Source organism: Pseudomonas sp., assembly GCF_030684895.1.
Taxonomy (GTDB): Bacteria; Pseudomonadota; Gammaproteobacteria; order Pseudomonadales; family Pseudomonadaceae; genus Aquipseudomonas.
The window spans coordinates 39,449-53,991 of sequence record NZ_JAUXXP010000016.1 but is presented as its reverse complement, the minus strand read 5'-3'; the positions used below and the strand labels follow the sequence as shown (position 1 = coordinate 53,991).

At 62.7% G+C, this 14,543-nt stretch carries 10 protein-coding genes; 5 read left to right on the top strand and 5 right to left on the bottom strand.

Annotated elements, in window-relative coordinates:
• Positions 1 to 11: 11 nt before the first annotated feature.
• From Q8M42_RS03195 to Q8M42_RS03175, 5 genes are read left to right on the top strand one after another with little or no spacing between them, the layout of a single operon-like run.
• Positions 12 to 1,787 carry a DUF2138 domain-containing protein gene (locus Q8M42_RS03195; RefSeq protein ID WP_304868295.1) on the top strand — a complete coding sequence of 592 codons (1,776 nt, stop codon included), beginning with the start codon at positions 12 to 14 and terminating at the stop codon, positions 1,785 to 1,787.
• A complete protein-coding gene (locus tag Q8M42_RS03190; protein WP_304868297.1) occupies positions 1,757 to 2,422 on the top strand; it encodes a DUF1175 domain-containing protein in 666 nt (221 codons plus the stop codon). Before Q8M42_RS03195 ends, Q8M42_RS03190 begins: the two co-directional genes overlap by 31 nt.
• Positions 2,356 to 6,975, top strand: coding sequence for an alpha-2-macroglobulin (locus Q8M42_RS03185; RefSeq protein ID WP_304868299.1), 4,620 nt, complete (start codon positions 2,356 to 2,358; stop codon positions 6,973 to 6,975). The genes Q8M42_RS03190 and Q8M42_RS03185 overlap by 67 nt, the downstream gene beginning before the upstream one ends.
• Entirely contained in the window at positions 6,968 to 8,617 is a 1,650-nt protein-coding gene (locus Q8M42_RS03180) for a DUF2300 domain-containing protein (RefSeq protein WP_370692722.1), read from the top strand. Before Q8M42_RS03185 ends, Q8M42_RS03180 begins: the two co-directional genes overlap by 8 nt.
• Positions 8,618 to 8,619: 2 nt before the next feature.
• Positions 8,620 to 9,390: a YfaP family protein gene (locus tag Q8M42_RS03175; protein ID WP_304868301.1), complete on the top strand. Its 771-nt coding sequence runs from the start codon at positions 8,620 to 8,622 to the stop codon at positions 9,388 to 9,390.
• A gap of 71 nt (positions 9,391 to 9,461) precedes the next feature.
• Here the strand turns inward: Q8M42_RS03175 and Q8M42_RS03170 are convergent, their stop codons facing one another.
• From Q8M42_RS03170 to gatC, 5 genes are all read right to left on the bottom strand, one after another.
• Positions 9,462 to 10,550, bottom strand: a complete 1,089-nt coding sequence (locus tag Q8M42_RS03170; protein ID WP_304868303.1) for a calcium/sodium antiporter — start codon at positions 10,548 to 10,550, stop codon at positions 9,462 to 9,464.
• A gap of 100 nt (positions 10,551 to 10,650) precedes the next feature.
• Positions 10,651 to 11,022: a septal ring lytic transglycosylase RlpA family protein gene (locus tag Q8M42_RS03165; protein WP_304868305.1), complete on the bottom strand. Its 372-nt coding sequence runs from the start codon at positions 11,020 to 11,022 to the stop codon at positions 10,651 to 10,653.
• Positions 11,023 to 11,092: 70 nt separating this feature from the next.
• Positions 11,093 to 12,541, bottom strand: a complete 1,449-nt coding sequence (gatB, locus tag Q8M42_RS03160) for an Asp-tRNA(Asn)/Glu-tRNA(Gln) amidotransferase subunit GatB (protein WP_370692723.1) — start codon at positions 12,539 to 12,541, stop codon at positions 11,093 to 11,095.
• A gap of 124 nt (positions 12,542 to 12,665) precedes the next feature.
• A complete protein-coding gene (gatA, locus tag Q8M42_RS03155) occupies positions 12,666 to 14,117 on the bottom strand; it encodes an Asp-tRNA(Asn)/Glu-tRNA(Gln) amidotransferase subunit GatA (protein ID WP_304868307.1) in 1,452 nt (483 codons plus the stop codon).
• 15 nt (positions 14,118 to 14,132) lie between these two features.
• Positions 14,133 to 14,420, bottom strand: coding sequence for an Asp-tRNA(Asn)/Glu-tRNA(Gln) amidotransferase subunit GatC (gatC, locus tag Q8M42_RS03150; RefSeq protein WP_160089142.1), 288 nt, complete (start codon positions 14,418 to 14,420; stop codon positions 14,133 to 14,135).
• Positions 14,421 to 14,543: the final 123 nt, after the last annotated feature.

The following is a 14,543-nucleotide window of genomic DNA, read 5'->3' as shown; positions in this document are numbered from 1 at the left end:
GGTTTCCATACATGAGTGACAACACCACACCCGCCAGCGCCAGCGCGTCTGTTCGGCGCCTGCGCCCGCTGCTTATCGGCCTTGCCCTGGCTGTGCCGATAGTCGCGGCCGGACTGTTTGGCTGGTTCCAGGCCATACGAAGCGGCCCGGAGCTGGCCGAGAAAAACGTCCTCGGGCTGGATATGGCGCGCCCGGACGTGCTGATCGAAAGCAGCTCCCTGAGCCGTCTGCCCAGGGATCTGCTGGCCGTGCCGCTGCTGCGCGACACCCTGACCGAAGACCTGGTGTTCTATTACGAGGGCAATGCCGATCGACTCGGTTTGGCCGGCAGCCTGCGCAGGATCATCTTCGAACATGACCTGCAGCTGCGCGATAGTCTGCTCGACGAGCTGCTCGACCAGCCCGCCGATGTTGCCATGTGGCGCGATGCCAGTGGCAAGCTCAAGCATTTCCTGGTGCGTATTCAGCGCGGCGGCCTGGCCAAGGTGCTGGAGCCTCTGGCCAAGGTGGCGCTGGACGACCAGCAGCTTAGCCAGGCCGGTGAGTTGCTGGTCAATGATGAAGTCGTGCCGTTCTATAGCCTGCGCTACAACAGTCATCGCTCGCTGTTGTTCGTCTCTTATGGCGATCAGTTGCTCCTGCTATCGAGCGCTGACATGCTCCTGGCGCCCGAGTCCGAGTATGTTGCCAGTGCCGTAGAGATAGACGAGGCCCCGTCAGTCGACGCCGAGGCGCCGATGCTGGAGCCGGCCTCGCCGGCGCTGGCCAGGGTGTCGGCGCACACAGTTGCGGCGCTGCTGGAGGGTGGGCAACCCTTCCCGGAGCGATTCGGCTTGCCGGCGCGTGAACAACTGGAGCAACGCATTACGCTGGCGTCGAGCTTCCTTGCCCTTGGCTATCAGCGCTTCATTCCGGCATTCGCCGGCGTGCGCTTCGAGATGGACGCCGGCGGCTGGCGCAGCTACCTGGCGCTTAACGAAGCCGACGATCAGCCGACGCTGGATTTCGCCCCGGTATGGCGGGCCATGCCGATGGGCGCCAGCGCCTGTGTGGCGCTGCCGGTGGCAGGGGGAGTATCCGAGCGCCTGTTGAGCAAGGTGGGCACTGAGGAGGCGGTGGCCAAGGCACTCACTGCTCAGCTCAGCGGCGCGGCCGGGCTCTGCTGGTACGCCGAATCGCGGTTGCATTCGCCGTTGCTGGTCGGTCTGCTGAGTGCGCCGCCCAGCGCCGAATTGGATCAGCAGATGGGCACGCTATTCGGCTCGCTGATCGGTGCCTGGGAGGCCAATACGGCGGAGGGCAGCTTCCCCGTGATCGCACAAAGCCTGGGTGAACAGCGAACCTGGCGCCGTGAGGTGAGTTCCAACTTTGGCCCTTATCCTGCCAGCGATGCCCAGCAACCCGAGGCTATGGCGGCGCGCGGCTTTTTCCGGGTAAGCATGGCCCGACATGGTTCGACGCTGCTTTTTTCTCTGGACGATCGGCTGGTCGACAAGGCGCTCAGCACCCTCGACAAACGCTTCCCGCCACTCGCCGACGTGCTGCCTCAGAACGTTCTGGTGCCGGCGTACCTGGCGCCGGACAGCCTCTCGGCGTTGTTCGAGCAGGAGACTTTCGACAGCCTGCCGGCGGACATGGAGCCGGTATTTCGTAACGCCGCGCAGACATTGCTGCTGCCCAAACTGAAAGCCCTGGCCGGACACGGCAAATATGCCCTGACCTTGCCCGCCGGCAGTGAGGCCAAGGAAGCCTGGCAATGGCTGCCTCTGGAGTGGCGTGCGCTGTGAGCATTTGGCGAGTCTGCGTTGCGCTGTGGCTGTTGTGCGCGAGCCTGGGCCTGCGAGCGGAGCCGCCGGTGACGCTCGATCCTGAGCAGTCTCAGGTGTTTCGTGCCTGGTTTGTGCGCATCGCCCAGGAGCAACTGCGTCAGGGGCCTAGCCCGCGCTGGCATCAGCAGGACTGCGCGGGCCTGGTGCGCTTTGCCGCCAATGAAGCGCTGAAAGTGCACGACGCCAAGTGGCTGCGCAGCAATGGCTTGTCCAACCGTTATCTACCGCCGGAGCTGGCGCTGAGTGATGCCCGGCGGCGCCTGGCGCAGCAGTGGCAACAGGGCAATGGCGAGGTCGGGCCCTACGTTAACGCGATCAAACTTATTCAACACAACAGCATCTTCGGTGGCCGCGACCTCAACCAGGCGCGCCCCGGCGATCTGCTGTTCTTCGACCAAGGCGACGATCAGCACCTGATGATCTGGATGGGCCGCGACATTGCCTATCACACTGGCTCCAGCACCCCGACCGACAACGGCATGCGCGCGGTCAGCGTGCAACAACTCATGACATGGAAGGACACCCGATGGATACCCGATGCAATCAACCCCAACTTTATCGGCATTTATCGGCTGCATTTTCTCGCACGCTGATTGCCGTTGGCCGCCACACCTGGCTGCCCGGGGTGGCGCTGTGCGCGGCGTTGCTGGTACCCGTCGTGCAAGCCGACGATTCGGTAGCGAGCAGCGGCTACACGCCGTTGAGCGGTGAGTCGTTCTTCCTGCTTGCCGACAGCAGTTTCGCCAGCGACGAAACCGCCCAGGTGCGACTGGAGGCACCGGGGCGAGATTATCGCCGCTACCTGATGGAGCCTTACGGCGGGGTCGATGTACGGGTGTACCGTATTGATCAGCCGCTGGATTTTCTCAAGCGACAGAAGAATTTGCATCGGGTGGTTGCCGAAGGTCAGTTCAAGGGTGAGGGACTGTCCAATACCCTGTCGTATTTGTGGGACAACTGGTACCGCAAATCACGCCGGGTGATGCAACGGGCCTTCTCCTACGAGTCGCGCAGGCAAGTCACCGAAGAAGCGCCGGAACTGAGGATGGGCGAGGCGATCGTTGCACCCAGCGAATTCGAGGCGCAGCCGCAGTACGCGCCGATGCCTGGCCTGCCCATGGTCAGTCAGTTCCGCTATCCGCTCTGGGAGGCGAAGAGCATCGCCCCGCCAGAGGGCGTAGAGCTGGCAGGCTCGTCCAGCCAGTTCGTCAACAGCATGCCGGGTAATGTCTACATCCCCCTGGGCAAGCTCAAGCCGGGCTTATATCTGGTCGAGGCGCTGGTTGGTAAATATCGCGCCACCACCGTGGTGTTCGTTTCCAATACAGTGGCGGTGAGCAAGATCGCTGGCGGCCAGTTGTTGGTCTGGACCGCGCGTAAGCATGAGGGCAGTCCGGTGAGCGGCGCCAAGGTGCTGTGGAGTGACGGTCTGGGCGTGATGAGCAGCGGCACCACCGATGCCCGGGGGCTGTTGCGCTTGCAGCATGCCAGCCCGGAGCGTTCCTATGTGCTTGGTGAGGATGCCGAGGGCGGTGTGTTCGTCTCCGAGAACTTCTATTACGACAGCGAAATCTATGACACCAAGCTCTACGCCTTTACCGACAGGCCGCTGTACCGGCCGGGCGATTGGGTCGAGGTGAAAATCGTTGGGCGTGAGTTCAAGAATGCCCGCGATTCGGTCGCCGCGACCAACGCCCCGGTGGCGCTAAGCGTTCTCGATGCGACCGGCAGCGTGTTGCAAACCCTGCGCCTGGAGTTGGATGGCAAGGCCGGCACCCAAGGCCGTTTCCAGTTGCCGGAGAATGCCGTGGCCGGGGGCTACGAGTTGCGCTTCGCCTACCGTGATCAGCTCTACAGCAGTGCCTTCCGCGTGGCGGACTACATCAAGCCGCATTTTGAAATCGCATTGAATCTGGACAAGGCCGACCTGCGTACTGGCGAGGCGATTACTGGCAATCTGACGCTACTCTATCCAGACGGTAAACCGGTCAAGGATGCGCGCCTGCAACTCAGTCTGCGCGCGCAGCAGTTGTCGATGATCGACAACGAGCTGCAATACCTCGGTCAGTTCCCGGTGGAGCTCAGCAGCACCGAGCTGCGTACCGACAGCAAGGGCCGCGCGGCCCTGGAGCTGCCGGCGGCGGACAAACCCAGCCGTTACCTGCTGACCGTGTTCGCCAGTGATGGCGCGGCTTACCGGGTCAAAACCAGCAAGGAAATCCTTATCGAGCGCGGTGCCGCGCACTATCGTCTGGCAGCCGCGCAGCGCTTTAGCCGCGTCGGCGAGCGCATCACGTTCGGCTACAGCGCCGAGCAGCCGAGCACTCTCAAGCCTGCCCGCTACGAGTGGGTACGCCTGGAAGACCAGAGCCAGGGCGACGCCAGCCTGGAGGCTGAGAGCAAAGGGTTCACCATTGCCTTCGAGCGGCCCGGCACCTATAGCATTACCCTGAAAAACCGGCATGGCCTGATCCTCGGTGCCACCGGTCACACGGTTAGCGGTGAAGGGATCAAGGCCGTGGCCGGCACGGTGGAGATCGTCTTCGACAAGCCCGAGTACCTGGCGGGCGACGAAGCGCTGGCGCTGATCACCTTCCCCGAACCGATCAACGATGCCTTGCTGACCCTGGAGCGCGATCAGGTGGAAGCCACCGCGCTGCTGTCCCAGGGCGCTGATTGGCTGGAACTGGAAAAGCTCAACGATACCCAGTACCGCGCGCGAATTGCGGTCAAGGCGGATTTCTCGCCTAACCTGACGTTCTCCGTGCTCTACACCAAGGGCGGGGATTACAGCTTTCAGAATGCCGGGATCAAGGTCTCCCAGCCACAGATCGAGATCGACATCGTCGCCGATAAACAGCAGTACCAGCCGGGCGAGACTGTCACCGTCGAGATCGCCACGCGCTTTGCCGGCCAGCCCAATGCCACGCGCCTGACGCTCAGCGTGGTGGACGAGATGATCTATGCCTTGCAACCGGAAGTCGCCCCGGGAATTGATCAGTTCTTCTATCACCCGCGGCGCAACAACGTGCGCACCAGCGCCAGCCTGTCATTTATCAGCTACGACGTCGCTTTGCCTGGTGCGCCAACCGCCCCCGGCCGCGCCAATCGCAGCGAGCGCGGGGTCAAAGTGCTGGAGCGGCCACGCCGCGAAGACGTCGACACGGCTGCCTGGCAACCGGATCTGGTTACCGGTGCCGACGGCAAGGTGAGCTTCAGCTTCCGCATGCCGGATTCGCTGACCCGCTGGCGCATCACTGCGCGTGCGGTCAACGAGGATGGCCAGGTCGGCCAGAAGAAGCAGTTCATCCGCTCGGAAAAACCCCTGTACCTGAAATGGAGTGGGCCAAGCCTGTTTCGCAGCGGCGACCGCCCGGCCTTGGGCTTGTTCGTCTTCAACCAGGGTGAGACGGCGACCAAGGCTGAGTTGCTCAGCCGTTATGCCGGGCAGGAAAAACGCATCGAACTGGCCCTGGCCCCAGGCATCAACTACGTGGCGCTGGCCCAGGATGCAGTCACTGCGGCGCAATGGAGCGGCGAGTTGCAACAGGACGGTAAGACCGTCGATGCCCTGAACGTCAGCCTGCGCACCCACGCTGCCGGCTGGCAGGATCTGCAAAGCCAACGCCTGACCGCCAATGCGGGCAGCAACCCGCTGAGCCTGCCGGCCGATGCCTCAGAGGTAAGCCTGCGCCTGGAGAACGGCGTGCAAAGTCTGTTTATGCACAACCTGGATGCGCTGCTGGAATATCCCTATGGTTGCGTTGAGCAGACTGCCAGTCGCCTGCTGCCGCTAAGCCTGGTCTATCCGGCGCTGGCCAAGGGTGAGCCGCGGATCGGCGAGCGCCTGCGCCTGATCATGCAGAACAGCCGCCTGCGCTTGGTGCAGATGGCTGGGCCGGAGGCCGCGTTCACTTGGTGGGGCGAAGCTGGCGAGGCGGATGCCTTCCTTACGGCCTATGCCTATTACGCCGACTGGCATGCCAGCCGCGTACTGAATATCGCCTTGCCAGCGGAGCATTGGCAGCGGGTATTGGAGGTCTATGCCAAGCAGGCGCTGAACACCCCGCCGTTGCAGCGCGCGCTGATCCTGTCCTTCGCCCGTGACATGCAGCTGCCGGTGAACAGCCTGCTCGAAGGCCTGCTCGCCGATCTTGGCCGCGCCGGGGAGGGCGAAGCTATCACCCTTGCCGATGATGGTGTAGCCAGCCTGATTATGAGTGCTCCAGATTCGACCCTCGGGTTAGCCATCGCCCGCGTGTTGACCGCGCACCTGGCGAATCAAGCCAAGGTGGCTGTGCCGCCTTCATTCAAGGTGCAGCTGGAACAGGCCGAGGGTGTGCTCGTCGCCAGCGATCATCCATTTGCCGAAGCCATCAAGCTGACCCTGGCTGTTCCGGATCAGGCCCGCGCCGTTGCCTTGCTGCAGCGTCTGGCGCCGGAGCAGTCGACGCTAGAGCGGGCCCTGGTGTTGACCTGGCTCAAGCGCGTTATTGAGGAGGTGCCAGTGCTCGCCGCGCCGGAGCTGGGCGCTGGCTGGCTGGCGCAGCCAAGCACCAGTGGCGAGCGCGTCTGGCATTGGCAAGGAGAAGGCCTGCCCAGCAGCCTGGATCTACCGGAGAATCTTGCACAATCGCTGCAAGTTGCAGTGAGCCTGCGCAGCAGCCAAGCGCCGCTCAGCAACCTGCCGGTCAAGGTCAGCCGGCGGTTGCTGCGCCTGGTGCCAGGGGAGAATGCTTTCGAGTTCAGCGCCGAGGAAGTGGGTGACGATACGCTTTCCAGTGACAGCCTCTACCTCGACGAAGTGACCCTGCACACTGAGGCCGAACGCCCGCTGCGCTACGGCCTGCTGGAAGTGCCATTGCCGCCTGGCGCCGATGTCGAACGCACCACCTGGGGTATTCAGGTCAGTGGTTTGGGTTCCGCAGAAGCCGCACCACTGGAAAAGGCCCGTCACGAACCCGGTCAATTGCTCTATGCCGTGCCGATCGACAGCCTGCAAGGCACACAGGTATTCCGTCACCTGGTGCGCTTCTCGCAGAAGGGCCAGTTCAGTCTGCCGCCAGTGCGTTATCAACGCATGTACGCGCCACAGGATCAGGCGCTGGAAAGCCAGCCGGCACTGGCTGAGCTTGAGGTTGAGTAAGTCGGTGCGCCTGGCCTGCTGGCTGCTTGCCTGCCTGCCGCTGGCTGCGCCTGCTGCGCCGCTGAAGCTGGCGCTTGGCGCCGGGCCGGAAGCACGCCTGCTGCAACTCGATCAACGCCAGGTGCTGTCGCGCGGCGCGGTGCCTGCCGAGCTGCAGGCGCCACTGGGCAGTCTGTGGAAGTTGTTCGTCTATGCCTATCTGGTCGACAACCAGCAGCCCGAACAGCCCTACATGTGCAAGGGCGAGAACCGCGACGAGTTGTATTGCTGCGCCTCTGGCGAGAGCATCGAGCGCGATCAGGCGTTGGTGCAGTCCTGCGGCCTGTATTTCGCCCCGCAACGTTTGCAGTTGGTGGCGCAGGATTGGGCGCGCTATTGGCAGGCGCATGACGCGCCCGCATGGCTGCAAGACTTGACCCGCCTTGAGCCGCAACACAGGGTGCCGGTCAGCGAGTTGTTGAGTGTTTTGGCGCGGTTGCCCGCCCAGCAGCAGGCACGTGAAGTGCTTCTCGACGTGCTGCTGCAACCCTCCCAGGAAAAGACCCTCAGCGTGTTGGGGGCACGCATGCGGGTGAAGACCTGGAGTTGGCTGGCTGAGCATGATACCCGTGCGCGTCAGGGCGGTTTCGCGGGCTGGTTGGTCGACGGCACGCCGCTCTGGGTGGGCGGTTCGGGCACCAGCCAAGATGTTCTCCAACGCTATGCCGAGGCATTGGAGGCGGCGCTGCCGAACGGCCCTTCGATGGATGAAGGGCGCTGCGTCGAGGTGGCGCTGTTCGCCCGCTACCCGGTGCAGGCGGTGCTGCAGCGCGATACAGGCCAGCGCGCCGCCAATGGCGCCCTGCGCGGCTCATTTGAGGTGCAGTTCGTCAATGGCAACCGCTTGTCGGTCGACAGCTCCGGCGAGTTATTTTTGGCTGTCGGTGCATCTGCCCCGCAACTGACGGCGCGGTTAGCGCGCGAGGAGTACGTGGCGCGGGTGCTCGATCGTGAGGCGAGCGCACAACCGGCCGAGGCGGCCAAGGCTCTGGCGGTGGCTATTCGCACCTATCTGTTGCAAAGCGCCGAGCGCCGCGGCGATTGCCTGGCGATCAGCGACAGCAGCGCCCGACAGCGCGTAGCGCCACGGCCGGCCTCGGCCGCCGCCCGTGAAGTAACCGCGTGGACTACCGATCTGGTGCTCGCGGGTAGTGCGGTGAATTATCACGCCGACCTGCCCGGCAGTGATCGGCTTTCCTGGCAGCACGCCATGGAACAGGCTGCGGCGGGAATGCGCTACGACAGTATTCTGCTGCGTGCCTTCCCGCGTGCCAGCTTGACGCGCTGGAATAAACCCCATGCTGCTTGCCAGCCCCTGGTCGCTGCCGAAGCCTGGTTGTTGGCGCAGCAACGCACCTGGCGCACGCGACTCGATGCTGAGCCCGGCTACAGTGAAACCCGTCAATTTGCGGTCTGTCAGTTGCTTTCCGGGCGCCCCTACGTCGACCGCGAGCGGCGGCGTATCTTCGTCCGTGGCCTGTACTCCCTGCAGGATCGCCTCGACCTGACTCATGAGTACCTGCACCTGGCCTTTGAGGCGCACCCCAATAGCCAGGACGAAGACTACATAGAACACCTTGCCCGCCACCTGCTGCTGGAATAGCCATGATCTTTCGCCGCACCCCAATTGCTCTGTTACTGGTCAGCCTGTTGCCATTCGTTGCTGCCGCCGAAATCCGTTTGGATACCCCGCGCGCTGGCTGGCGCGAGGGCTCGGCCGAAGGCGCGCATTTTATGCAGGCGGTCAATTACCCGGCCTCTTCGGTCAATAGTGCGGTCGATCAGGCCGAGACGACACGCATCCGTGGCCTCATTCAGGGCGTGCCCAAGGTTGCGGAAAAACCGGCGCGGCTGATCGTCAATGGCATCAGCATGCCACTCAAAGTGCAGGAGGACGGCCGTTTCGACCGGCCGTTCGTATTTCCGTCGGGCAGCAATAATGTCGAAGTGCGCAGCCCGGATGGCCAGCAAACGCGGCGTGTGCAGTTCTACAACCAGGGCAGCGGCGAGACCCCTGCCAAGCTGCGGGTGGTGCTGGCATGGGACACGGACAACACCGACCTCGATCTGCACCTGGTTACGCCGGACGGCGGGCATGTCTGGTATGGCGAGCGGGGCCTGGCCAACGGCGCGGCGCTGGATGTTGATGTGACCACCGGCTATGGGCCGGAGATGATCGCCTCGCCGACGCCGCAGCCGGGTCAATACCTGGTGTATGTGAACTATTACGGCGGCGCAGGCGCGTCGGCACTGACCACCGCGCAGATCACCCTGATCAGTCAGGAAGGCACGATAAACGAACGGCAGGAGTCGTATATCGTGCCTATGCGTTCTACAGGTGAGCTGACCTTGGTCAAAAGCTTCAGCTATCCCTGAGGCTTATCACCGCCTGGGGCGTTTATGGACAACGCCCAGCGAGGGTCATGGCCAAACCCCCGTCTAGAGGCTCAGATGCGCTGTTTGTGCCAGGCGCGCCCCGCAATGATCACCAGGGTCACCGCGGTCAGCGGCAGGGCGTAACCCAGCATCGCATCACCGAAAACTTCGGCAAACGGGCGGCCAGTCGACGACAGCACCAGGTAGACCGTATAGGCCAGGTAGTAGGCGAGGAACAGCAGGCCTTCCCAGCGGTTGATGCGGTAGCCGGCGAAGAAGATCGGCAGGCAGGCTACGGCCACGGCGATCATTACCGGGAAGTCGAAGGCCAGGGCATTGGCGGCCACCTTAATCGCTTGAGGGGCAACCATGGAAGCCAGGCCCAGTACGCAGAGCAGGTTGAAGATGTTGCTGCCGACAATATTGCCCACGGCAATATCACGTTCGCCCTTGATGGCGGCCATGATCGAGGTGGCCAGTTCCGGTAGCGAGGTGCCGATGGCCACCACGGTCAGGCCGATGACCAGCTCTGAAATACCCCAGGCGCGGGCCAAGGTGGAGGCACTTTCAACCAGGAAATTGGAGCCGGTAACCAGCAGCACCAGGCCCGCAATGATCAAGCCGAGGTTGATCACCCAGGCGTAGGGTTTGGCAGGCTCGTCGAGACCAAACTCTTTGGCAAACTCATCATCCTCACCTGAGCTTTTGTCGCGCAGGGAGCTAATGATCAAAAAGCCGGTGTAGCTGATCACGCCCGTAAACAGAATGATGCCGTCCAGGCGGCTCAAACTGCCGTCCCAGGCCAGGGCGTAAACCACTAGGCTGGCGCCGATCATGATCGGCACATCCAGGCGGATCAGCTGGCGCGAGACAATCAGCGGTGCCACCAGCGCAGTCATGCCAAGGATGAGCAAAATGTTGGCAATGTTGCTGCCGATTACGTTGCCAATGGCCAAATCACCGCTGTTGTTGAACGCCGCTTGCACGCTGACGGCGGTTTCCGGCGCGCTGGTGCCGAAGGCCACTACGGTCAGGCCGATGATCAGTGGCGGAATGCCGAATTGCGCCGCCAGTTTGGCCGCGCCGCGTACCAGTACTTCAGCGCCGGCCACCAGCAGCACCAGGCCGGCGATCAGGTAAACAAAGGTCATCAGGGTCATTGCAAGGGGCTCCAGGAAAGTGGCGCTAGTTTAATCATCGGCTTGCGTTGCGCCAGAGGCTGATCAGGGCTGTCTAGTGCTTCTTTGTAAACAGCTGTGTTCAGTTGGCCAGTTGTTCCACGCGCACCGGTACTACGCCGTCGCGCAGCATATCCAGCTGCTCGGCGGCTTTTTGTGACAAGTCGATGATGCGCTTCTTGCTGTAGGGGCCGCGGTCGTTGATGCGCACCACCACGGTTTTGTCGTTGCGCAGGTTGGTTACCTGTACCCGACTGCCAAACGGCAGGCTGCGGTGTGCGGCGGTCAGGGCGTTCTGGTCGAAGCGTTCACCGCTGGCGGTTTTGTTGCCGTGATGGCGCGCGCCGTAATAGGACGCCTGCCCTTCGGCACGGTAACCCTGCGGGTCGACCTGGCCCTGGCTGGCGCAGGCGCTGAGCAAGAGGCTGGTTAGGGCGATTAACAGAAGGCGCATGGCGGCTCCATGATGGGGCGGCGGAAAAAACAACGCCGGGCTGACCCGGCGTTGTGTATTACCACAAGGCTCAAGCGTCGAGCTTTTTCTTCAGCAGTTCGTTCACTTGGCCGGGGTTGGCCTTGCCTTTCGAGGCCTTCATGGCCTGGCCGACAAAGAAGCCGAACATCTTGCCGCGCTTGGCTTCATCAGCAGCGCGATACTGTTCGACCTGCTCGGCGTTAGCTGCCAGCACTTCGTCGAGCATCGCTTCGATGGCGCCCGAGTCGGTGACCTGCTTAAGGCCTTTCTTCTCGATCACTTCGTCGGCGCTTGCGCCTTTGCCGGCGGCCAGGGCCTCGAAGACCATCTTGGCGATTTTTCCGCTGATGGTGTTGTCCTTGATGCGCAGGATCATCCCGCCCAGCTGCTCGGCGGAAACCGGCGACTGTTCAATCTCCAGGTTGTCCTTGTTGAGCAGGCTGGACAGCTCGCCCATCACCCAGTTGGCGGCCAGCTTGGCGTCGCCACACACCGCATTGACTGCCTCGAAGTAGTTGGCCAGTTCGCGGCTGGCGGCCAGTACGTCGGCGTCGTAAGTGCTCAGGCCGAACTCGGCTTCGAAGCGCGCGCGTTTCTCGACTGGTAGCTCCGGCAGGCTGGCGCGAATCTCGTCGAGGAAGCTTTGCTCAATCACCACCGGTAGCAGGTCCGGGCAGGGGAAGTAACGGTAGTCGTTGGCTTCTTCCTTGCTGCGCATGGAGCGCGTCTGGTCCTTATTCGGGTCGTACAGACGGGTTTCCTGCACCACCTTGCCGCCGTCCTCGATCAGCTCGATCTGGCGCTGCACTTCATGGTTGATGGCTTTCTCGATGAAGCGGAAGGAGTTGACGTTCTTGATCTCGGCGCGGGTGCCGAACTCGGCCTGGCCGACCGGGCGTACCGAGACGTTGCAGTCGCAGCGCAGCGAGCCTTCGGCCATATTGCCGTCGCAGATGCCCAGGTAGCGCACCAGGGCGTGGATCGCCTTGACGTAGGCCACGGCTTCCTTGGCTGAGCGGATGTCCGGCTCGGAAACGATTTCCAGCAACGGCGTGCCGGCGCGGTTAAGGTCGATGCCGCTCATGCCGTGGAAGTCTTCGTGCAGGCTCTTGCCGGCGTCTTCTTCCAGGTGCGCGCGAGTGATGCCGATGCGTTTTTGCGTGCCGTCTTCCAGGGTGATGTCGAGGAAGCCCTTGCCGACGATGGGGTGGTCCATCTGGCTGGTCTGGTAGCCCTTGGGCAGATCTGGGTAGAAGTAGTTTTTACGCGCAAAGACGTTGCTCGGCGCGATTTCGGCATCAATCGCCAGGCCGAACTTGCAGGCCATGCGCACGGCTTCGGCGTTGAGCACCGGCAGGGTGCCGGGCATGCCGAGGTCAACCAGGCTGGCCTGGGTGTTGGGCTCGGCGCCGAAGGCGATGGCGCTGGCGGAGAAAATCTTCGATTGGGTGCTGAGTTGGGCGTGGATTTCCAGCCCGATTACGGTTTCCCATTGCATGTCTGTGCTCCTTAGAATCCGCTCAGGACTGGTTGATGCCAGTCAGTGACTTGCTGGCGTTGAGCCAGGCGTGAATTTCCAGGCAGACCACGGTCCACGGTTTCCCATTGCATGTGTGTCGTCCTCAGAATCCAGCCGGAGCTTGGGTGTGCCAGTCAGTAACCTGTTGGTACTGGTGGGCGACGTTGAGCAGGCGGCCTTCCTGGAAGTAAGGGGCGAGCAGTTGCACACCAACCGGCAAGCCATCGATGAAGCCGGCAGGCATCGACAGGCCGGGGATGCCGGCGAGGTTGGCGGTGATGGTGTAGATGTCTTCCAGGTAGGCGGCGACCGGATCGTTGTTCTTCTCGCCAAGTTTCCAGGCCAGGTTTGGCGTGGTTGGGCCGAGGATCACGTCGACGTCATTGAAGGCGGCGACAAAATCATTCTTGATCAGCCGGCGGATCTTTTGCGCCTTGAGGTAATAGGCGTCGTAGTAACCGGCGGACAGCGCGTAGGTGCCGACCATAATGCGCCGTTTAACCTCAGCACCGAAGCCTTCGCCGCGCGAGCGCTTGTACAGGTCTTCCAGGTTCACCGGGTTTTCGCAGCGATAACCAAAGCGCACGCCGTCGAAGCGCGACAGGTTGCTGCTGGCTTCGGCTGGAGCGATCACGTAGTAGGCGGGAATCGCGTGCTGCATATTCGGCAGGCTGATGTCTTTGACGGTCGCGCCGAGCTTTTTCAGCGCGTCCACCACCGCCATTACCTTCTCGCCGATGCGTGCATCGAGGCCGGCGCCGAAGTATTCCTTCGGCAGGCCGATACGCAGGCCATTCAGCGGCTGGCTGAGGACGGCGAGGTAGTCGTCCACCGGCTGATCGACGCTGGTCGAGTCTTTGGCATCGAAACCGGCCATGGCTTGCAGCATCAATGCGCAATCTTCAGCCGTGCGGGCCAGTGGGCCGCCCTGATCGAGGCTGGAGGCGTAGGCGATCATGCCCCAGCGCGAAACGCGGCCGTAGGTCGGCTTGATCCCGGTAAGGTTGGTCAGCGCAGCGGGTTGGCGGATCGAGCCGCCCGTGTCGGTGCCGGTAGCCGCTGGCAGCAAGCGTGCAGCGACCGCTGCAGCCGAGCCACCGCTGGAGCCGCCCGGCACGCGGGTGACGTCCCACGGGTTTTTCACCGCACCGTAGTGGCTGGATTCGTTGGCCGAGCCCATGGCGAATTCGTCCATGTTCAGCTTGCCCAGGGTCACGGCGCCGGCGGCGGCGAGTTTGTCGACCACGGTGGCGTTATACGGAGCCTTGAAGCCGGTGAGGATCTTCGAGCCGCAGCTGGTGAGTACGTCCTGGGTGCAGAACAGGTCTTTGTGACCAATCGGTGCGCCAAGCAAGGCGCCACTTTCACCATTAGCGCGGCGTGCGTCGGCGGCTTGCGCCTGCTCAAGCGCCAGCTCTTCGGTGACGGTGATAAAACTGTTGAGCTGCGGGTCGAGTTGGGCGATGCGCGCCAACAGGTTGCGCGTCAGTTCCTCAGCGGAAAACTGTTTGTCGGCGAGTCCGCGGGCGATCTCGGCCAGGGTAAATTGATGCATGGCTAGGCTTTTCCCTTACTCAATGACTTTCGGAACCAGATACAGGCCGTTTTCCACAGCCGGGGCGATGGCCTGGTAGGCCTCGCGCTGGTTGCGTTCGGTGACCTGGTCGGCGCGCAGGCGCTGAGTGGCTTCCAGCGGGTGGGCCAGCGGCTCGATGCCGTCAGTATTGACTGCTTGCATCTGATCAATCAGGCCGAGAATGTTATTGAGGGTCTCAGTGGTACCCGGGATATCGGCTTCATTCAGGCCCAGTCGAGCCAGATGAGCGATTTTCTCCACGTCGGAGCGTTCAAGCGCCATCAGGTTTCTCCCTATATAAAGCAGCGCAGTCGCTGGCCGCCTTTGGAAATGTGAACGAGTCGCCATGCACGGGTGCGCAGGGAACAGATAGTGACAGGTGGCGGTCAAAGGCCGCGATGATGG

Coding starts and splice junctions, on each gene's coding strand:
- Q8M42_RS03195 (WP_304868295.1), top strand. CDS start 12: ATGAGTGACAACACCACACCCGCCAGCGCCAGCGCGTCTGTTCGGCGC.
- Q8M42_RS03190 (WP_304868297.1), top strand. CDS start 1,757: ATGGCTGCCTCTGGAGTGGCGTGCGCTGTGAGCATTTGGCGAGTCTGC.
- Q8M42_RS03185 (WP_304868299.1), top strand. CDS start 2,356: ATGGATACCCGATGCAATCAACCCCAACTTTATCGGCATTTATCGGCT.
- Q8M42_RS03175 (WP_304868301.1), top strand. CDS start 8,620: ATGATCTTTCGCCGCACCCCAATTGCTCTGTTACTGGTCAGCCTGTTG.
- Q8M42_RS03170 (WP_304868303.1), bottom strand. CDS start 10,550: ATGACCCTGATGACCTTTGTTTACCTGATCGCCGGCCTGGTGCTGCTG.
- Q8M42_RS03165 (WP_304868305.1), bottom strand. CDS start 11,022: ATGCGCCTTCTGTTAATCGCCCTAACCAGCCTCTTGCTCAGCGCCTGC.
- gatB (WP_370692723.1), bottom strand. CDS start 12,541: ATGCAATGGGAAACCGTAATCGGGCTGGAAATCCACGCCCAACTCAGC.
- gatA (WP_304868307.1), bottom strand. CDS start 14,117: ATGCATCAATTTACCCTGGCCGAGATCGCCCGCGGACTCGCCGACAAA.
- gatC (WP_160089142.1), bottom strand. CDS start 14,420: ATGGCGCTTGAACGCTCCGACGTGGAGAAAATCGCTCATCTGGCTCGA.